This is a genomic window from Chitinophaga sp., assembly GCF_039596155.1.
Classification (GTDB): domain Bacteria; phylum Bacteroidota; class Bacteroidia; order Chitinophagales; family Chitinophagaceae; genus Chitinophaga.
In genome coordinates this window covers 16,278-37,346 of record NZ_JBCNKF010000049.1, presented here as the reverse complement: position 1 = coordinate 37,346, position 21,069 = coordinate 16,278, and the positions used below count along the sequence as shown (strand labels likewise).

Below are 21,069 nucleotides of genomic sequence, written 5' to 3'. Positions count from 1 at the left end.
CCGTAAGCTTCCTTCAGATTCCACTTCGCAGTGGACACCCTTGCTCTTGGCTAATGGTTGGCGATTACAAACCCCCATAACGGACTTCCACCGTCAAGTTTATCGCCATGCATGGCGCACATGAAAAAGCCGGTTCACGATCGTGAGCCGGCTTTTTCATTTAGGGCGGGCCCAAAAACAAGGGAGCCCTTCGTTGTAACACGAAGGGCTCCTCTACAAATCTTTCTTTCTCACTAGGTGTAAATCACTTAGCTTTCATTAGGACATGGTAAGTAGAACAATTGGTTTTCATAGAATGGGAATCAATAAGACTCCTGGATATTTTTATACTAAAAAGCCCCTGACAACTGGACTCGTATTTTGCATCTCTCTTTATCAAAAATAGTCTACATATAGTAATATAAATTCACACGAAGATGCTATTTTGTTAATGAGTTGTTAAAGTAAATACACCGTACAATAAAACCCATATTTCAGGCAAATGCCCAACCAGCAATGATTCTGCAAATTGCCCACTTTATATAAGTGTATGATGAACAGCTTAAAAAGAGAAAAGGTGCAACATAACACCCATGTGGGATATATGTTACACCTCGTATAACTTAAAATAGTAGCCCTTATGCTAAATGTGCTTCGATCGCGGTATCATACTGTTGCTTCCACTGGCTCACTTTACCCCAGTCCTCACCATCTACCACCACGTGTTCACCTTTTACAGTACCGATCTTCTGATAACGGATAGAGTATTCGGTGGCATCTACCAGACCATGGAGCAATGCTTCGAACTTCTCTTTATCCTCAGGTCTGACAGTGACTACCGCACGGCTCTGGCTTTCGCCGAACAGGTAAGCATCTTTACGGAAGTTAGCATCGGTGTGTACATCAAAACCTAATCCGCTGGCCATTGCGCTTTCCAGCAGGGTAATGAACAGACCACCTTCGCTCACATCGTGTGCAGACTGAATGAGACCCGCTTTATTCAGTTTTGAGATAGCAGTTTGCAGCTGTGCTTCTTCTTCCAGGTGGAAGTGAGGGGCCGGGCTGAATTCGATGCCGATCAGTTTGTGCAGGTATTCAGAGCTATTGATATCATTACGGCTACGACCCAGCAGGTAAACCAGGTGACCCGCTTCTTTGAAGTGAAGGGTCATACGGTTTTCGATGCTATCCAGGATACCCAGCATACCGATGGTAGGTGTAGGATATACAGCGCCTTCAGGAGACTGGTTGTAGAAGCTCACGTTACCACCTGTAACAGGGGTATTGAATTTACGACAGGCTTCACCCATACCTTTAATAGCGTGTACGAACTGGTAGTATACTTCAGGATCGTAAGGGTTACCGAAGTTCAGGCAGTTTGTGATAGCTACAGGCTCGCCACCGCTACATACGATGTTGCGGGCAGCTTCTGCTACGGCTATCTGACCACCGATATGAGGGTCAGCATATACAAAACGGCTGTTACAGTCGGTAGTTACGGCCAGTACTTTCTTTGTACCTTTTACGGTTATGATAGCTGCATCACTTGGTGCGTTAGTAGAGGCATTAGCCGCACCTACCATGCTGTCGTACTGGTTATAGATCCAGCGTTTGCTGGCAATGTTAGGCAGCTTTACCAGCCTTTCTGCTGCAAACTGTGCATGCAGGGTATCCGGAATATTCTGGATATTGAAGGCTTTGATTTTTTCGAAGTAAACGGGTTCTGTGTAAGCACGGTGATATTGAGGAGCACCACCGCCCAGCACCAGGCTTTCCGCAGGTACATCAGCTTCCAGCACATCGTTCATATAGAACTTCAGTGACTTGTCGGTAGTTACTTCGCCAATCTGCACGCAATGCAGGTCCCATTTCTCAAATATTTCAAGCACTTTGGCTTCCTGGCCTTTGTGCAATACGATCAGCATTCTCTCCTGGCTTTCGCTCAGCAGCATTTCCCATGCTTTCATATTCTGCTGGCGGGTTGGTACCTTATCCAGGTGAATGATCATACCATGTTCTCCTTTCGCACTCATTTCTGCGGTAGAACAGGTAATACCAGCTGCACCCATATCCTGCATGCCCACCAGCGCGCCGGTTGGAATGATTTCCAGGCATGCTTCCAGCAGTTTCTTTTCCTGGAATGGATCACCTACCTGTACGGAAGGCAGATCTTCTACGCTATCTTCAGTGATGTTTGCACTGGCAAAGGATGCACCACCTATACCATCTTTACCGGTTGCAGAACCTACGATGAATACAGGATTACCGGCACCATAGGAGGTAGCAGATACTGTCTGGCCAACTTTCACCACGCCTACGCTCATCGCGTTTACGAGTGGGTTAGTACCATAGCAATCTTCGAAGTAAGTTTCACCAGCCACGGTAGGCACACCGAAACAATTGCCATAATGACCGATACCGTGTACAATACCTTTTACGAGGTGTTGTGTTTTCTTATCATTCAGATTGCCAAAACGCAGGGAGTTCAAGGCAGCGATAGGGCGTGCACCCATCGTGAAGATATCACGGTGAATACCACCTACACCGGTAGCAGCACCCTGGAATGGCTCGATTGCAGAGGGATGGTTATGTGATTCAATTTTGAATACACAGGCATAACCATCGCCGATATCTACTAAACCGGCGTTCTCTTCTCCTGCTTTCACGAGCAGGCGTTCACCTTCGCGGGGCAATGTCTTTAACCACACGATAGAGTTTTTGTAACTGCAATGCTCACTCCACATGACAGAATACATACTCAGTTCTGTGAAGTTCGGCGTACGGCCAAGGATGTTTTTTATGCGCTCAAATTCGTCTGCAGTAAGACCCAGCTGTTCAGCTGTTTCAACGGTGGTCTGGGAGAACTTATCTGGAGTTTCTACGGAAGGTTGCATGTAATTAGATGTAATGAGTATGTGTTTAATAGAAGATGCAAACCTACAGGTTTTTCCTGCAATTGACAAGGAATACCCCTGTTGGCAGCACCCATTTTAACGGGATTTTAAAACCCTACAGCAAAAATACTACCTAAGTAATTTTCTCCTAAAAACCTCTTTTTTACCCCCACTACTGAAGTAAAAACCCCCTTTTAACACATTATCATTTTTTAAATACATCAGTTTGGGTACGACTCACCCCTAATTTTTTGACCAAAAATCAAAATTATTAACCTTTTCGACCTCAAAATGTAATTTTTTAGTTAAAATCAACTTATTTCTTGCTTATGTAAGCACAACAGCGTTCTTTTGTGTAAAATTATTTACAGCATGCAATCGTTACGCTTCACCGCGCTGGAAAACCTTTCTGGCGTTGATCTAAAAATCACATCCGAAGCACTCACCGGTAACAAGATCACCGAAGTGTTCGGCAGCAATGTATTCGCAGGAAAAGCAATGAGGGAAAGCCTGAGTGATGAGGCTTACAAAAGCCTGATGAACTCTATCAAGGCCGGCACCAAAATCGAACGTAAGATGGCTGAGCAGATCGCTTCTGGTCTGAAAGCCTGGGCAATGAAAAAAGGAGTTACCCACTACACCCACTGGTTCCAACCATTAACCGGTACTACTGCTGAAAAACATGACTCTTTCTTTACCCTGAAGAGTGATGGTACCCCGCTGGAAACATTTGACGGCGATGCACTGGTACAACAGGAGCCTGATGCATCTTCTTTCCCTAATGGTGGTCTGCGTGCTACTTTCGAAGCTCGTGGTTATACCGCATGGGATCCTTCCTCTCCTCCATTCATCCTGGAACAAGGATTTGGTAAAACACTCTGCATTCCTACTATATTCGTTTCATACACCGGTGAATCACTGGATTACAAGGCTCCGTTGCTGAAAGCACTGTCAGCTATCGACAAAGCTGCTGTAGACGTATGTAACTATTTCGATAAGAACGTTACTAAAGTAACGCCTACCCTGGGTTGGGAACAGGAATACTTCCTGGTTGACGAAAACCTGGCTAATGCTCGTCCTGACCTGGTGATGACTGGTCGTACCGTTGTAGGTCACGCGCCTTCTAAAGGTCAGCAGCTGGAAGACCATTACTTTGGTTCTATTCCTGAGCGTGCTTACGCTTTCATGCGTGATTTCGAACTGGAATCATACAAACTGGGTATTCCTTTGAGAACCCGTCACAACGAGGTGGCTCCTTCTCAGTTCGAGTGTGCTCCAATCTTCGAAGAAGTGAACATCGCAGTTGACCACAACTCCCTGCTCATGGACGTAATGAGCAAAGTTGCTAAACGTCATAAACTGAAATGCCTGCTGCACGAGAAACCATTTGCTGGTATCAACGGTTCAGGTAAACACAATAACTGGTCTATGGCTACCGATACCGGCGTTAACCTGCTGGCTCCTGGTAAGACTCCTAAGACTAACCTGATGTTCCTCACTTTCTTCGTTAACACTATCAAGGCGGTTCATGACTATGCTGACCTGATGAGAGCTTCTATCGCTTCTCCAAGCAATGACTTCCGTCTGGGCGCTAACGAAGCACCTCCTGCAATCATTTCCGTATTCTCAGGTAAATACCTGTACGAAGTACTGCAGGAAGTGAAGACCCGTGTGAGCAACAAGTTCGATGAGCAGGATGAAGCTATCCTGAAGCTCGACCTGCACCGTCACATTCCAGAACTGATGCTGGATAACACCGACCGTAACCGTACTTCTCCGTTCGCCTTCACTGGTAACAAGTTCGAGTTCCGTGCCGTAGGTTCTTCTGCAAACTGTGCTTCTGCAATGACTGTGCTGAACACAATCGTGGCTAAAACACTGGCTGACTTCAAAGTTGAAGTAGATAGCCTGATCGAGAAAGGTGAGAAAAAAGAGATTGCTATTATGCAAACTCTTCGTAAATATATTGTAGATTCGGAGAAAGTTTTATTCGAAGGCGACGGTTATAGCGAAGAGTGGGAGAAAGAAGCTGAAAGAAGAGGTCTCGCAAACGTGAAGACAACTCCTCAGGCACTGGATGCTTTCGTAACTGAGAAATCTACTAAACTGTTCACAGAAATAGGTATCTATACAGAGAAGGAACTGCATGCACGTCATGAAATCCTGCTCGAAGATTATGTGAAGAAGGTACAGATCGAAGCCCGCGTTATAGGCGACCTGGCTACCAACACGATCCTGCCTTCCGCAATCTCCTATATGAATAGTCTGATCACTAATATCCGTGGTCTGAAAGAAATAGGTTTAGGCGATGCTGCTGTTAAAGCGCAAACCCAGATTGCTAACAAAATAGCTGAACATGTTAACGTCATCAGTGAGAATGTACAGGCTATGATTGAAGCGCGCAAAGTAGCTAACAAGGTTACTGACAGCCGCCAGAAAGCTATAGATTATTGTGATAAAATTAAGCCGTACTTTGATGTGATCAGATACCACTCCGATAAACTGGAGTTCCTGGTAGATGACAAACAATGGGCACTGCCTAAGTACAGAGAGCTGCTTTTCTTGCGATAAAACCGTAAGATTGTTTTGGTGTATGATTAGCCCCGGGTATTTACCCGGGGCTTTGTGTTTTATATACTACCCGTACTTAAAAAAGCACGTACAATGCATCTTTCACCAATATAACGGACAAAAAAATCCCGGTAGTTTGCACCACCGGGATCACCATCTAAATGTATTATCTTAAACCAGTTTAAACGTCTCTGTAAACTTGGTTGTAAAATTACCTTTTCTGAAATCTTCATTTCTCATCAGCTGCTGATGGAAAGGAATAGTTGTCTTCACACCCTCAATTACAAATTCGCTCAGCGCTCTTTCCATGGTGTTAATCGCCTCTTCTCTCGTCTGCGCGATAGTGATCAGCTTAGCTACCATAGAATCGTAATAAGGAGGGATAACATATCCTGCATAAATATGAGAATCTACTCTCACACCATGACCACCCGGAATATGCAAAACTGTGATCTTACCCGGAGAAGGACGGAAATCATTGTAAGGGTCTTCCGCGTTGATACGACACTCGATTACGTGCATCTCAGGCATATAGTTCTTTCCTGAAATAGGAATACCAGCTGCTATCTTGATCTGCTCTTTAATAAGGTCGAAATTGATTACTTCTTCAGTCACACCATGTTCTACCTGGATACGCGTGTTCATTTCCATGAAATAGAAATTTCTGTGCTTATCCACCAGGAACTCAATTGTACCCACGCTCTCGTAATTGATAGCTGCCGCAGCTTTGATAGCCGCTTCACCCATCTTCTCACGCAGCTCCGGCGTCATGAACGGAGAAGGAGACTCTTCAACCAGCTTCTGGTGACGACGCTGGATAGAACAGTCACGCTCACTCAGGTGACATACTTTACCATACTGGTCACCAGCTACCTGGATCTCAATATGTCTTGGCTCTTCCACGAACTTCTCCATGTAGATACCATCGTTATTGAATGCTGCACGGGCTTCATTTTTTGCCATGTTGTAGGCATTCTCCAGTTCCTCTTCTTTCCACACTACACGCATACCCTTACCACCGCCACCAGCAGTTGCTTTCAGGATGATAGGCAGACCCATTTCCTTTGCCAGTGATCTTGCTTCTTCCAGGCTTTGTAATAACCCGCCGGAACCCGGAATTACAGGAACACCTGCAGCGATCATAGTTTCTTTAGCAGTCATTTTATCACCCATCTTACGGATCATCTCCGGAGTAGGGCCGATAAACTTAATGCCATGCTCACCACAGATCTCTGCGAAACGGGCATTCTCAGCCAGAAACCCATAACCCGGATGGATCGCATCCGCATTGGTGATTTCAGCTGCCGCCATTAAGTGAGGAATATTCAGATATGATTCACTGCTCTGAGGCTTGCCTATACATACCGCCTCATCAGCGAACTTCACGTGAAGACTATCTTTGTCAGCAGTAGAATAAACAGCCACCGTTTTGATGCCCATTTCCTTACAGGTGCGTATAATACGCAGGGCAATCTCTCCACGATTGGCAATCAATATTTTCTTAAACATGTTTTTTCAATAGGTTAAAGAAAAAAAAGTTAATAAGCCTAAAAGGTTGAAACATTATGAAGCAGGGATTCCCTACAATACATCATAATATTCCAACCTTTTAACTAAACAATTTTATGGTTCTACCAGGTACAGTGGCTGATCATATTCAACCGGAGATGCGTCATCTACCAGTATTTTTACGATCTTACCGCTCACCTCACTTTCAATCTCATTGAAAAGTTTCATCGCCTCGATGATACATACCACTTTACCTGGAGCTACATCGTCACCAACATTCACGAAAGAAGGTTTATCCGGGCCAGGGCTACGGTAGAAAGTACCGATCATAGGAGATTTGATTGTAACCAGGTTGTCTGCTTTTACATCAGCAGCTGGCTTTGGCGCTTCAGCAGCCGGAGCTGATACAGGAGCATGTACAGCAGCAACTGCCTGTGGTACTGCCTGTACAGGTGCAGCCATCGTTGGCACTGCAATCACCTGCTGAGTTTCGTTATCCTTTTGCTTTATTGTAATCTTAAACTTGTCCTGCTCAATGCTCAGTTCGCTGATGTTGGATTTGTTGACCATCTTGACCAGCTCCTGAATCTGTTTAAAATCCATGTAGACAGTTTTTGGTTTAGAAATGCTTGAAGTAGATAAATATAATTGGATGACTAAAACTATTCTTTTACACGCTCAATGTAATCACCAGTTTTGGTGTTTACTCTGATCAGTTCTCCTTCATTTACGAACAAAGGAACATTCACGGTTGCACCACCTTCTACTGTAGCTGGTTTCAGCGTACGGGTAGCTGTATCACCTTTCAAACCTGGCTCAGAATACGTTACTTTCACCACGATTTTGTCCGGTAATTCCACACTCATCGGCTGCTCGGTTTCCGTATTGATACTAACTTGTACTTCCTGGCCTTCTTTCAGGAACTGAGGTGCATCGATCAGGTTCTCTGGCAGAGCGATCTGTTCGAAAGTCTCGTTATCCATGAAGTTGTAACCACTATCGTCCTGATATAAGTATTGGAATGCTTTCTTCTCAACACGCACAGGGAAGATGTTATCACCGGAGTTCCATGTATGTTCGATGGAACGGGTGTTATCAACACCTTTCAGCTTTGCCCATACTTTAGCAGCAGCACGGGCGGTTTTGTTCTGACCAAACTCTACAACAGAATAAAGGCTGTTATCCAGCTTTATAATCAATCCTGTTCTGATATCTGCAGTGGTAGCCATAAAAAGGATACTTAATTTAAAGTTAAAAATTTACGTTAAGGACTGCAAAAGTAATCATTCTGGGAAAACCCAAAACCCGTTGCTTCCTGATTTGTTTTAGTGTATTTAGAGACCTACTGTTACCTATTATTTTTTTTAGGAATGCAAACATAATGTAAGGGAAGGTAATCTAGTAATTTTTTTATGAAAAAGTGGAAAAGTAAGCGTTTTAAACCCATTTTATGCCCTTTTAAGGCCAGAAAAACATCAATTTTAATGTATGAGGCCGGTTTTCCCGGTCCTGTAAATGCCGCTTTGCTGTATGCTTAAATTCGATACCTTTAGCTATAATATATTTTTCAAATCAAAGAGTTATATGAAGCACTACCTGATCGTACTATTGTTATGTCTGCCAGCCTTGATGAATGCACAATCCAACAAAACAACCACTCCGGCAACTGCTGCCGCCCTTAAGGACCAACCCCCTTACCTGCAGTTTCCCACACCACCCGCCTTTTCGTATACCTTACCCAACGGAAAAATAATTACAAAGAAGGACCTGAAGAAGAACGTCAAGACCCTGATTTTCGTATTCAGCGTGGACTGTGACCACTGTAAACACTTAACTGAAGAAATGCTTAAGAATATTGACAAGTTCAAAAAAGCACAGATCGTGATGGTGACCCCGTTCAAACCGGACCAGATGAAGGAATATTATGACCATTATAATATTAAGAACTACCCGAACATTACCATGGGTAGTGAACCCACCCGCCAGATCATGTATTTCTATAACCTCCACTACTTCCCTGGCCTCTTTGTATACGACAGGAAAGGGCAGTTTGTGAAAGGTTTTGAAGGTACCGCAAAGATCGAGGAACTGGCCGAGCTCCTGAAGTAGTGCAAATCTGCTTCAGCGGGCATTAGTTACATTTGTTCATCCTCATATTCTTCACCTTTAAATAAAAAACATACGATGAAAGTTACTGTTGTAGGAGCTGGTAATGTAGGCGCAACCTGTGCTAATGTGCTGGCCCACAGAGATTTTTTACAGGAAGTCGTGTTATTGGACATTAAGGAAGGAACTGCTGAAGGGAAGGCGCTCGACACATGGCAACAGGCGCCTATTGACTATTATAGCACCAGGATATCGGGGGTAACAAATGATTATGAGAAGACAGCCGGTAGCGATGTGGTGGTTATTACGTCGGGACTCCCCCGCAAACCCGGAATGAGCCGCGATGACCTGATTAACACCAATGCCAATATCGTGAAGTCTGTAACAGAGAATATCTCCCAATATTCTCCTGATGCAATTATCATCGTAGTCAGCAACCCACTCGATGTAATGACGTATTGCGCTTACCTCACGGCCGGCAAAGATAGCAGCAAAGTGTTCGGTATGGCCGGCATCCTCGATACCGCCCGCTACCGCGCCTTCCTCGCCGAAGAAATCGGCTGCTCTCCCAAAGACATTCAGGCCATCCTCATGGGAGGTCATGGCGATACCATGGTGCCCCTTCCCCGCTACACCACCGTGTCAGGCATCCCTGTCACCGAACTCGTAGCCGCCGACAAACTCGAAGCCATCATCCAGCGCACGAAAGTAGGTGGTGGCGAAATTGTAAACCTCCTGGGCACCTCCGCATGGTACGCACCCGGCGCCGCAGCCGCCCAGATGGTAGAAGCTATCCTGAAAGACGAAAAACGCATCTTCCCCTGCTGCGCATGGCTCTCCGGACAATATGGACTCAAAGACATCTACCTCGGTGTACCCGTGATACTGGGTAAAAACGGTATCGAAAAAATTATAGAGCTGCAATTAGACCAAAACGAAACTGAACTGCTTAGAACCTCTGCCGATCACGTAAAAGAAGTGATGGATGTTCTTGACAATATGAAAGTTGTAGCCTGATTCCACTTATTAACATCTTAAAGTTGGCCTTCCGCCAGCCCCACACTTTAAAAAATCGCTTTTGTCCGGGACAAAAGCGATTTTTTTATTTCCTACTCAATTCATCCGCACTGTTTATTTTCCATTCCCTATACATAATTGAATTATCGTATTTTTAAGTCGATATACGCGCATTTATGTCAAATATAGAAAAACTGATCTCGCAAAAAAGTTGGACCAGCGAGTATAACAAAGGATTAATAGGTCTCATCTTCGTAGGTAACTGGCTGGTTTCCCGTCACCAGCATTTCTTTAAAAAGTTTGACATTACCATGCAGCAGTATAATATCCTTCGCATCCTGCGGGGACAACATCCTAAAGCAGCCAATATCAACACTTTGAAAGAACGGATGCTGGACAAAATGAGCGACGTTTCCCGCCTCGTGGAACGCCTCAGGAAAGCAGGTCTCGTAGAAAGAAAGGCAAGTGAAATCGACCGTCGTGCAGTAGATGTGATGATCACACCGAAAGGCCTCGCCCTGCTCAATGAAGTGGATGTTGACCTTCCTGCCCTGGAAGATTCTCTGAACCTCTCACTCACTGAAGAAGAAGCGAAACAGCTGAATGGCCTGTTAGATAAGATCCTAATGAGGTACTAAACACAAAAAAGTCCGAACGAATGAGTACTTATACTCAGTTCATCCGGACTTTTTTTTTATCATCTATTCTTGTGCTATATCGTCTCCATGTAATTCAAATCCTTTCCAAATGTCTCCGGCACCAGGTAAGATGCCAGTAACCCCAGCCCAATCGTCACTATCCCCACTATTCCCGCACTGGTCAGGTAACTGAATGAATGCTGCAACCAGCCAAATAACATTGTGATCAATACCAGCATGCCCCTCGCAAAGTTAGGCACCGTAATCGCCACCGTCGCCCGCAGGTTCGTACCAAAACTCTCTGCCGCTATTGTCACGAATATTGCCCAGAACCCAACACTGAAGCCCAACAGGAAACATATAGTAAAGAAAAATGCCTTGCCCGTTCCCGACTGATGCAGGTAAACTGCTGTACAGATCGTCGTAAGCAGGAGGAATAAGATCATCACCTTTCGCCGGCTTTTCCATAACTGGCTGATCCAGCCGGTCACAAAGTCGCCCAATACCAGCCCCGCATAGCAGAATGCAATCGCATCGCCGGGAGCTATCGGATCCTTTACTCCCATCTCTATGGCGAACTTATTGGAAAATGCCACCAGTATCCCCACCACAAACCAGGTAGGTGTCCCCAGCAATATACATTTCAGGTATTTAATAAACCGCTCCCGGTTATTGAGCAACGCAAAGATATTCCCCCGCCTGACCGCATTGTCTGTAGCCGCAGCGTGAAACATCCCGGATTCCATTACACTGATCCTCAATAATAACAACACTAATCCCAGGCCACCACCTATAAAGTAACAATACCGCCAGTCAGGCACCAGCTTCGCTATCAGGTTTGCTGCGATTGCACCGGATACTCCTACAGTAGCCACGATCATTGTGCCATACCCCCGCTTTTCCTTCGGCAGGATTTCGGCTACAAGCGTAATACCAGCACCCAGTTCACCAGCCAGCCCCACTCCTGCTACAAAACGCCAGAAGGAATAAGCAGCCGTTGTCTGTACAAAGCCATTAGCAATATTGGCCACTGAATACAAAAGAATGGACCCGAACAATACCCGGAGCCGTCCTTTCTTATCAGCCATGATCCCCCACATGATGCCACCTAAGAGGAGACCTATCATCTGGATATTCATCAGCCATACACCAATTCCCTTGTCAATCTCGTCTTGTGATATACCCAGTGATTTCAGGCTGGGCACCCGTACTATAGTGAATAGCAATAAATCGTAGATGTCTACGAAATAACCCAATGATGCCACCAATACGGCAACATTGAAAATGGTGGAATTTTTCGAGTCTGGTTTCATGAGGACTTAAAAGGTCTATTGTGCATTCATTCACATGTTAATCAACATGCGGTGGCGACGCGTGCTTTGGTTTACTAAAAAATAGTTTGATAAGGACCGGTAAAGTCGTAATCAGGATCAATATAATTACAATCAGTTCCAGGTGTTCTTTGAGTGATGGGAAAGCCTTGTCCAGATAATGACCGGCCAGCATCATTGAAAATACCCATGTGAAGGAGCTGATAATATTAAAAAACATAAATTTCTTTCTGTCCATTCCCACAATACCCGCCACAATCGGGGCAAAGGTGCGGATGATAGGCAGGAACCTGGCCAGGAAAATTGCCCCACCACCATGCTTATCATAAAATTCCTTCGCCTGGTAAAGGTGCCTCTTCTTAAAAAGGAAAGTGTCTTTCCTGCTGAATAATAAAGGACCTGACTTACGCCCAAACCAGAAACCTACAAAATTGCCCAGCACACCCGCTACCGCAATCATGATCATTATAACTAAAAATGGAACATCGTAAAAAGCATTGCTTAACAAACCTCCATAGATGCCAGCTACAAATAACAGGGAATCGCCAGGCAGGAAGAAGCCCACAAATAAACCGGTCTCCGCGAAAATTATAATCAGTAACAAATACAATCCCCCATGGTTAATAATCCATTCAGGGTTAATCAGGTGCTTAAATAGTTCTAAAAACTGGTCCATATGCTTTGTATAATCTCCACTAATTTAAGGTCTTGCCCTGCGGAATGCCCGCGGAAGCAAAATAAGGATTTAAACGTTATATCAATGTTATAGTTCTGGATTAGTCCGTGGTGCAGCCAGTGCCCCCTCCCATTTAGAAACTACTCCCGTTGCCATCGCATTTCCAATTACATTGGTCGCAGAACGCCCCATATCCAGCAGGTGATCTACACCCAGCAATAACAATAAACCTTCATCCGGAATTTTAAACATCGACAATGTGCCTGCTATTACTACCAATGAAGCCCTCGGTACGCCGGCAATCCCCTTACTGGTGATCATCAGTACCAGCAGCATGGAAAACTGCTGCTCTATACCCAGGTGCATATCGTATGCCTGCGCAATAAACAGACTGGCAAATGTCATATACATCATAGAGCCATCCAGGTTAAAAGAATAACCCAACGGCAGTACAAAACTCACAATACGGTTATCTGCACCAAATCCTTCCAGCTCCTCCATTACTTTTGGATAAGCAGCCTCACTGCTGGCAGTACTGAACGCCAGTAATACCGGATCCTTGATCCGCTTCAGGAGATCCAACCCACGTTTGCCCAAAATAAAACAGCCTACTCCCGCCAGTACAAGCCATAAACAGGCCAGCCCCATATAGAATTCGCCGATAAATATACCATAGGTAGCCAATATACCAGCCCCCTTCTCTGCAATCGTTGCTGCCATCGCACCAAATACAGCAAATGGTGCAAAATTCATCACATACCCCGTTACCTTCAGCATGATATGCGCTACAGCATCCAGGAACTTGATAACTATCTGGCCCATTTCTCCTATTGCCGCTGTAGCTACCCCAAAGAACAAGGCAAATATGACTATCTGCAGGATTTCATTATGCGCCATCGCATTCACTACACTGTCCGGAAATACATGCTCAAAAAAACCTCTCAGGGTCATATCCGCCGCCTTGATACCAGATGTTGCGTGCTTATCCACCAGGTGCATGTCTGCTCCCGGTTTCAATATGTTTACCAGAATTAATCCCAGTACCAGAGAAACAAACGTCGCCGAAATAAACCATAACATGGTTTTACCTCCAATACGTCCTACAGCTTTAATATCACCCAGTTTGGCAATGCCCACCACCAATGTGGTAAATACCAGCGGCGCAATAATCATCTTAACAAGGCGCAGGAAAACACTGGTCAATATGGATACATTCTCCACAAACTTTCCAATTGTAACCTGCCCACCATCTTTACCCGAATAAGCAATGTTCACCAAATAACCTGTCAATATCCCCAGTACCATTGCTAAAAATATATACAAGGTAAGGCGGTTGGATTTCTTCATGCAGCGGTACTTTTTATATTAATAAATTATATAAATTGATTAAAATCCCCCAAAAATAATGCTGTTGAGCTAAAGTTGTGTGTCATTTTATAAAATTGATGCCTATATTTGGCGATCTGTAAAGAATTGAAACAACAAATTACTAAACCATTCAAACGTCAACCACAATAGACATACAGTATGGGCAAACTTTTTGTAAAAAAGCCTCTCTCCATCTTATTATCAGAAGCATCTGAATCGGACAAAGGACTTAAACGCACATTGGGCGCAGGTTCCCTGATTGCATTGGGCATTGGCGCCATCATTGGTGCGGGACTCTTCGTAAGAACTGCAGCTGCTGCCGGACAACATGCCGGCCCCGCAGTCGTATTCTCATTCATTATTGCAGCTGCAGGTTGTGCTTTAGCAGGTCTATGCTATGCAGAATTTGCCTCTATGATCCCTATAGCAGGTAGTGCTTATACCTACTCCTATGCTACCATGGGTGAATTTATTGCCTGGATCATCGGTTGGGACCTTGTGCTGGAATATGCCCTTGGTGCTGCTACTGTTGCCATAGGATGGGCACAATACCTGAATAAACTATTGGAGAAAACGGTTGGATGGACTGTCCCCTATCAATGGTGTCACAGCCCTTTCGAAACTTCCGACGCAGGTGTACATGGTATCATGAACCTCCCTGCTATCTTCATTCTGTTGCTACTGAGCTTATTGCTCATTCGTGGTATTGAAGGTTCTGCTATTGTGAATAACATTATCGTTATTGCAAAAGTGGCCATCGTTATCCTGATCATCATCCTCGGCTGGCAGTTCATCAACCCGGCTAACCATACCCCATTCATGATCCCTGAAAACGCCGGCACCGTAACCATGCACAATGGAACAGTGGTCGACTATTCCAAGTACGGGTTCCATGGGATCTCGGGAGTACTGCGAGGCGCTGGTGTGGTATTCTTCGCTTTCATTGGTTTTGATGCGGTGTCTACAGCTGCTCAGGAAACCGTAAATCCTAAGCGCAATATGCCAATAGGTATCCTGGTTTCCCTGTTTGTATGTACTGCTTTGTATATCCTTTTCTCTTACGTACTGACCGGTATCGCTCCTTACCAGGACTTTCTGAAAGAAGGTGGTGAAGCATCTGTTGCTTACGTAATCGACAAGTACATGGTAGGCTATGGCTGGCTGTCTACATTCGTGACTGTCGCTATCCTGGCAGGTTTCTCCTCCGTAATTCTTGTGATGCTGCTGGGACAGACCCGCGTATTCTACTCCATGGCCAACGATGGTCTGGTACCAAAAGTATTCGCTGATCTGCATCCTAAATATCGTACGCCATACAGATCACAGGCGATGTTCTTCGTATTTGTATCCCTGTTTGCCGCTTTCGTTCCAGACAGCGTAGTAGGTGATATGACGAGTATCGGTACCCTGTTTGCCTTCGTACTCGTATGTTTGGGAGTTATCGTAATGCGCAAAACAGACCCTGATCAACCCCGGGAATTCAAAACACCATGGGTACCATTTGTACCTATCTTAGGTACATTATTCTGTGTAACAATGATCTTCAGCCTTGGTTGGGAAAACTGGTCAAGACTGATCATCTGGTTGCTGATAGGTTTCATTATCTACTTCGGCTACAGTGTAAAACACAGTAAAGCCAGAAAGTTGTTTAAATAAAATATTGTCTTCTAAAAGGCAGGAAGGGCCGGGAAATTCAGTTTTTCCGGCCCTTTTCCATAAATTTGCACCTCTATTCTTAATAACTAATTACATTACCCACTATGGGAAGGATATTTGAAGTAAGAAAACATACCATGTTTGCCCGCTGGGACAGGATGGCAAAGCAGTTTACCAGGATCGGTAAGGAAATCGCGATAGCTGTAAAAGCCGGCGGTCCTGATCCTGATAATAATCCAGCCCTCCGCAGATGTGTATTGAATGCGAAGGGTGTAAACATGCCCAAAGACCGCGTAGAAGCTGCGATTAAGCGCGCGATGGGAAAAGATAAAACTGACTACGAAGAAGTTGTATACGAAGGATATGCACCACACGGTGTGGCTGTAATGGTAGAAACTGCTACCGACAACCCAACCCGTACTGTAGCAAACGTTCGCATGCACTTCAATAAATTGGGCGGTAGCCTTGGTAACAGTGGTTCGGTTGGTTTCCTCTTCAACCGTATGGGTGAATTCAAAGTTAAAAATGAAGGACAGAACCTGGAAGAGCTGGAACTGGAACTGATTGACGCAGGTCTGGAAGAAATCGGAGAAGACAGCGAAGGCAATATTATTATACGTACTCCTTTCACTGAATTTGGTAATATGTCCAAAGCACTGGAAGATAGAAATATCCAGACTATCAGCGCTGAATTGAAACGTATTCCTACCACTACGACCGAGTTGAACGAAGAGCAGGCGAAAGAAGTACTGGAGCTGATTGACAGGCTGGAACAGGACGACGATGTACAGCAGGTGTTCCACACACTGAAATAGTTGTACGGTGAATGATGTCCTGTTGGCTTTTATTGTCAGCTGTAAACCGTCAATAACGTTCATGCGGCATTGTCAATTCATACAGGCAGCTGTGCCACTATTACATCTAAACGTCAATAGTATATCCAATTCCTACAGCGGATATTTCGAACTGTAATGACAATCATCTTCATAAAAAAGGGGCTGCGGTTGCAGCCCCTTTTTATTTTATGCCTTTTCCGCAATCTTTTCCGGTTCCGTCACCAACCTTAACCCCTTCCCGTGAATGGTTTCCAACTTAATGGTACCATCCAGCCTGAAATGCTTCCTGATACGCGTCAGGTATACATCCATACTTCTGCCGGTGAAAAAATCGTCATTCCCCCACACACTGAGCAGTATCCCTTCTCTTTTCAGCTTCTTATTAGCATTCTCACAGAGAAACTTGAGCAGCTCAGCCTCCTTGGGTGGTAAATTGATATTAGTATTGGTTGGTTGATGATATATCTTGAATTCACTGTAATTAAATACCAGGCTCCCCAGGGTGAATACAACCTGTTTATCGTGTTGTAAGAGACGGCTCCGCTTCATAAATACTTCCATACGGCAGAGTAACTCCTCCATATTGAATGGTTTTACCAGATAGTCATCGCCGCCGGCCTCAAAGCCGTTCAGCTTGTCCTGCTCCATATATCTGGAGGAAGCAAAAATGATAGGTACATTTTCATCCTTGTCGCGAATCTCACGGCACAGGGTAAACCCATCCATGCCGGGCATAATCACGTCCAACAGACAAATGTCGAAGGGCTTTTCCTGAAAAGTTGCCCATCCCTCTTCACCGTTGGCACAATGAGTCACATCGTACCCGGCCTTTTCTAAATGGCTTTTCACCACTTTGGCAAAAAACAAATCGTCTTCAACTAACAGTACTCCTGCTTTCATAAATGGATTTGGGTTGATAATTAAATAATTTAATTACTATCTACCTTTCTGTAACGTGGTTATTGCTTGTTCAAATTCTTTCCCTCTAAAAAACTATAATACAATTTATATCCTGCGCGTTGATTTTCAAACATTCATTTTATTCATTCCTGATGCTTAAGAAAAAATCAATGTCTAATATATTAAGTATCACTCACTACAGATTTATAACATACTTAGAGAAAAAAATGTTTAACATAAGCAATCCTAACTTTTTAGCCCGGTATCATTCAAATGAGGAATTTCTTTTGTGAGAATACAAAATATTATAAAACTATTTATCATATTTGTATCTGTACTACTTGTCATTTTTTAAACCTACAACTGCACAAAACAAAAACGCAAGGCCTTTGAAAGCCTTGCGTTCGTATTTTAAATTAATTTATTTTTTCTATTCCGCTACCATTTCCAGCACTACCCTGATCACGTCTTCCACATTCGGCTTGGAGAAGTAATCTCCGTCTGAACCATATGCAGGACGATGTGCCTGGGCACTCAATGTACGTGGTGCTACATCCAGCCAGCGGTAACCACCCTGACCTTCCATTACCTGCTGGAACATATAAGCAGTACCACCACCCGGTACATCTTCGTCCACAAACAGGATCTTGTTAGTCTTTTTCAGCGATTCCACAATCTTGTGATTGATATCAAATGGCAGTAATGTTTGTACATCCACCAGTTCAACCGAGATCTCCAGTTGTTCCAGCGTCTGAATTGCTTCTTCTACTATACGGAGGGTAGAGCCATAAGAAACAATAGTGATATCAGTACCTTCTTTTACCACCTCAGGCACGCCTAACGGAACTGTAAATGTTGCCAGGTTGTTAGGCAGTTTTTCCTTCAGGCGATAGCCATTCAGTGATTCTATCATCAGGGCAGGTTCATTGGCCTGCAACAGGGTATTGTACATACCAGCTGCCTGCACCATATTGCGGGGTACACACATGTGCATACCTCTCAGTGCTCCCATGATCATACTCATTGGTGAACCGGAATGCCAGATGCCTTCCAGTCTGTGCCCACGGGTACGAACGATGATCGGACATGCCTGGATACCTTTTGTGCGGTATTGCAGACTGGCTACATCATCACTCAGTGGCTGCAGACCATATAGCAGGTAATCCAGGTATTGGATCTCAGCAATAGGCCTTAAACCACGTAATGCCATCCCGATGCCTTGTCCCATGATGGTTAACTCGCGAATACCAGTGTCGAATATGCGTTGGTTACCGTGCTTTGCCTGTAAACCGGCAAAACCCTGGTTCACGTCCCCTATTTTACCTACGTCTTCCCCAAAGGCGAAAACCTTAGGATTGTTGCTGAACAGCTGATCAAAGTACCTGTTCAACACCTCATATCCGTTAATGCTTACCGAATCTGCATCATATTCAGCGGGTACTACCGGTACATTCAGTGCAGAGTTTACACCGGTAGCATGCAGGAAGGAATTATAATTTTCCTTTTCCCGGGCCAGCAGGTCCTCGTAGTACGCCTTCAGTTTGTCAATTGCCGGTGCCTTCATATTTCTATGACGGAACAGGATGTTGGCAGCCGTTTTCAGGATATCTTTTCTCCATGGCTCCCTGTTGCCCTGCAATTCATGCAGCAGGCTGTTCACCAGCGTAGTATCAGCCTGTGGCAGGGCAGCTACTGCCTGACCATAGCCCAGCATGGTTTGTACTTCTTTGCGGATAGGCGCAATGTACTTCTCCCATGCACTCTTGCGGGAATCCTGTGCAAAAGCTTTCGCCTTTGCTTCAATTTCTGCCAGGGTAGCATCATCAGAAAGTGCGTTCTCCAGTATCCACTGGCGCATCTGGTGATTACAGTCAAATTCCTTTTCCCAGCTCAGCCGCTCCTTACTCTTATAACGCTCGTGGGAACCACTGGTCGAGTGCCCCTGCGGCTGGGTCAGCTCTTCTACATGGAATAAGGCAGGAACATGGGTTTCCCTGATCTTACGGATCCCCGCTTCAAATACTTCACACATGCCGGCATAATCCCAGCCTTTCACATTATATATATCAAAGCCGTTGGAATCTTCCGTTTTACGGAATCCTTCCAGTGCAGCACTGATGGAGTCTTTTGTCGTCTGGTCCTTCCGTTGCACGGAAATTCCATACCCGTCGTCCCATACAAATACCGCTAATGGTACCTGCAATACACCCGCGGCATTCATCGTCTCCCAGAAGTGACCTTCTGAAGTCGACGCATCACCGATAGTAGCAAAACATACCTCGTTCCCGTTTTTCGACAACCCTTCCAGTTCTTTCAGGCCGTCTACTTCTCTGAATAATTTAGAGGCAAACGCCAAACCAAGGGCCCGGGGCATCTGGGCGGCAGTTGGCGACATGTCTGTAGCAGTGTTCTTAGTGGCGGTCAGATTCAACCATTTACCATCCTGACCAAGGTTAGGCGTAGCAAAATGCGAGTTCATCTGCCGGCCTCCCGAAAATGGCTCGTTGGCGAGGTCCGGGTCTGCATACATCTGTGAGAAGAACTGCTCAGGAGTGGCAATACCACTGGCGAAAGCAAACGTCTGATCACGGTAGTAACCGGAGCGGAAATCTCCTGGCTGGAAATATTTGGCCATGGCTACCTGTGCCACCTCCTTTCCATCTCCGAATATACCGAACTTGGCCTTCCCTGTAAGGACTTCCTTACGGGCCAGCAGACTAACTTCCCTGCTTTCGCAGGCCAGGCGATAATCCTCAAGTACTTCTTTCCGAAATTCCTCGAATGACAGCCGGCTTTCCGTATTCATAGTTAGTTCATTGTTTTCTATCATGCCTCGTTGTATATGTCACAAAAGTAAGGTATAAAATAGAAGTGAGAAATGATTGTAAATGTATCAGGTAAAATAATTAGAATTTTTTTAATAAGATTTTAATAAATTCTCTGTTGATGCGTTAATTTTGGCTGTAAATTTGTTACTTACGAAAGGGTGATCTTTTTTTTAACCAATCGTCAAAACCACATAACAAAAATGAAAAAGTTTATCTTATCCCTATTTGCGAGCATGTTGTTAACTACTGCTCTTTGGGCTCAATCTCAAACCACAACACCAGCGAACCCTGTTGATGTGAAAGTGAAATTCGCGAAAGAAACCATCGACTTCGGTAAAACCAAGTTTAACAAACCAGTTTCTGTTGATTTTGAATTCACCAATGTCAGCAAGGAGCCAGTGATTATCGAAACAGCGCGTGCGAGCTGTGGTTGTACCACTCCTACATGGACCAAAGAACCTATCCTGCCTGGTAAAAAAGGTAAGATCACTGCAGGTTACAGCGCAAATAGCGTAGGCCCACAGAATAAAACTATCTGGGTGAAAGTTAAAGGCGTAGATCAGGATAAAGAACTGCACCTCACAGGTCAGGTAGAAAACTAATTTGTACTGCCATAACGACGGCCTTCCGTTGTACAACTTATTAAGCCTTACAGTTTTTAAAATTGTAAGGCTTTTTTATGCTGATTTGCCACCTGCCAGCCATACAATATTTTTACCCAACCATAATCCACTACATTTGTACCGCAAATCAAACACAA

16 protein-coding genes are annotated in these 21,069 nt (G+C 44.7%); 7 read left to right on the top strand and 9 right to left on the bottom strand.

Annotation, left to right across the window (positions count from 1 at the left end; genetic code table 11):
• Positions 1-617 precede the first annotated feature (617 nt).
• The gene (purL, locus tag ABDW33_RS29995; RefSeq protein ID WP_343693773.1) at positions 618-2,873 is read right to left on the bottom strand and encodes a phosphoribosylformylglycinamidine synthase subunit PurL; all 2,256 of its coding nucleotides are present in this window, start codon (positions 2,871-2,873) and stop codon (positions 618-620) included.
• A gap of 372 nt (positions 2,874-3,245) precedes the next feature.
• Here purL and ABDW33_RS29990 point away from each other — a divergent pair, with 372 nt between their 5' ends.
• On the top strand, positions 3,246-5,444 hold the full coding sequence (locus tag ABDW33_RS29990) for a glutamine synthetase III (RefSeq protein ID WP_343693772.1): 2,199 nt from the start codon (positions 3,246-3,248) through the stop codon (positions 5,442-5,444).
• A 171-nt stretch (positions 5,445-5,615) separates the two neighbouring features.
• Here ABDW33_RS29990 and accC read toward each other — a convergent pair whose 3' ends face one another.
• The 3 genes from accC to efp form a co-directional block, all read right to left on the bottom strand.
• Positions 5,616-6,953: an acetyl-CoA carboxylase biotin carboxylase subunit gene (gene accC / locus ABDW33_RS29985; protein WP_343693771.1), complete on the bottom strand. Its 1,338-nt coding sequence runs from the start codon at positions 6,951-6,953 to the stop codon at positions 5,616-5,618.
• A gap of 114 nt (positions 6,954-7,067) precedes the next feature.
• Positions 7,068-7,556, bottom strand: a complete 489-nt coding sequence (gene accB / locus ABDW33_RS29980; protein ID WP_343693770.1) for an acetyl-CoA carboxylase biotin carboxyl carrier protein — start codon at positions 7,554-7,556, stop codon at positions 7,068-7,070.
• Positions 7,557-7,615: 59 nt separating this feature from the next.
• Positions 7,616-8,182, bottom strand: coding sequence for an elongation factor P (efp, locus tag ABDW33_RS29975; protein ID WP_146966855.1), 567 nt, complete (start codon positions 8,180-8,182; stop codon positions 7,616-7,618).
• Positions 8,183-8,537: 355 nt separating this feature from the next.
• Between efp and ABDW33_RS29970 the strand changes: the two genes are divergently transcribed.
• From ABDW33_RS29970 to ABDW33_RS29960, 3 genes are all read left to right on the top strand, one after another.
• On the top strand, positions 8,538-9,062 hold the full coding sequence (locus ABDW33_RS29970) for a redoxin domain-containing protein (RefSeq protein ID WP_343693769.1): 525 nt from the start codon (positions 8,538-8,540) through the stop codon (positions 9,060-9,062).
• A gap of 75 nt (positions 9,063-9,137) precedes the next feature.
• Positions 9,138-10,076, top strand: a complete 939-nt coding sequence (gene mdh / locus ABDW33_RS29965) for a malate dehydrogenase (protein WP_343693768.1) — start codon at positions 9,138-9,140, stop codon at positions 10,074-10,076.
• Between the two features lie 176 nt (positions 10,077-10,252).
• The gene (locus tag ABDW33_RS29960) at positions 10,253-10,714 is read left to right on the top strand and encodes a MarR family transcriptional regulator (RefSeq protein ID WP_343693767.1); all 462 of its coding nucleotides are present in this window, start codon (positions 10,253-10,255) and stop codon (positions 10,712-10,714) included.
• Positions 10,715-10,788: 74 nt separating this feature from the next.
• On the opposite strand, the gene ABDW33_RS29955 is transcribed toward ABDW33_RS29960, so the two are convergent.
• From ABDW33_RS29955 to ABDW33_RS29945, 3 genes are all read right to left on the bottom strand, one after another.
• Positions 10,789-12,027, bottom strand: coding sequence for an MFS transporter (locus tag ABDW33_RS29955; protein WP_343693766.1), 1,239 nt, complete (start codon positions 12,025-12,027; stop codon positions 10,789-10,791).
• A 37-nt stretch (positions 12,028-12,064) separates the two neighbouring features.
• Positions 12,065-12,721, bottom strand: coding sequence for a VTT domain-containing protein (locus tag ABDW33_RS29950; RefSeq protein ID WP_343693765.1), 657 nt, complete (start codon positions 12,719-12,721; stop codon positions 12,065-12,067).
• Between the two features lie 87 nt (positions 12,722-12,808).
• The gene (locus ABDW33_RS29945; protein WP_343693764.1) at positions 12,809-14,068 is read right to left on the bottom strand and encodes a dicarboxylate/amino acid:cation symporter; all 1,260 of its coding nucleotides are present in this window, start codon (positions 14,066-14,068) and stop codon (positions 12,809-12,811) included.
• Positions 14,069-14,248: 180 nt separating this feature from the next.
• Between ABDW33_RS29945 and ABDW33_RS29940 the strand changes: the two genes are divergently transcribed.
• Together ABDW33_RS29940 and ABDW33_RS29935 are read left to right on the top strand one after the other, a co-directional pair.
• Entirely contained in the window at positions 14,249-15,745 is a 1,497-nt protein-coding gene (locus ABDW33_RS29940; protein ID WP_343693763.1) for an amino acid permease, read from the top strand.
• Positions 15,746-15,849: 104 nt separating this feature from the next.
• Complete coding sequence (locus ABDW33_RS29935) at positions 15,850-16,560, top strand: YebC/PmpR family DNA-binding transcriptional regulator (RefSeq protein ID WP_343693762.1); 711 nt, start codon at positions 15,850-15,852, stop codon at positions 16,558-16,560.
• Positions 16,561-16,767: 207 nt separating this feature from the next.
• Here ABDW33_RS29935 and ABDW33_RS29930 read toward each other — a convergent pair whose 3' ends face one another.
• Entirely contained in the window at positions 16,768-17,481 is a 714-nt protein-coding gene (locus ABDW33_RS29930; RefSeq protein WP_343693761.1) for a response regulator transcription factor, read from the bottom strand.
• A gap of 430 nt (positions 17,482-17,911) precedes the next feature.
• Entirely contained in the window at positions 17,912-20,311 is a 2,400-nt protein-coding gene (locus ABDW33_RS29925) for a thiamine pyrophosphate-dependent enzyme (protein WP_343693760.1), read from the bottom strand.
• A gap of 198 nt (positions 20,312-20,509) precedes the next feature.
• Here ABDW33_RS29925 and ABDW33_RS29920 point away from each other — a divergent pair, with 198 nt between their 5' ends.
• Positions 20,510-20,911 (top strand): DUF1573 domain-containing protein, encoded by a 402-nt coding sequence (locus tag ABDW33_RS29920; RefSeq protein ID WP_343693759.1) that lies wholly within the window; start codon positions 20,510-20,512, stop codon positions 20,909-20,911.
• Positions 20,912-21,069 lie beyond the last annotated feature (158 nt).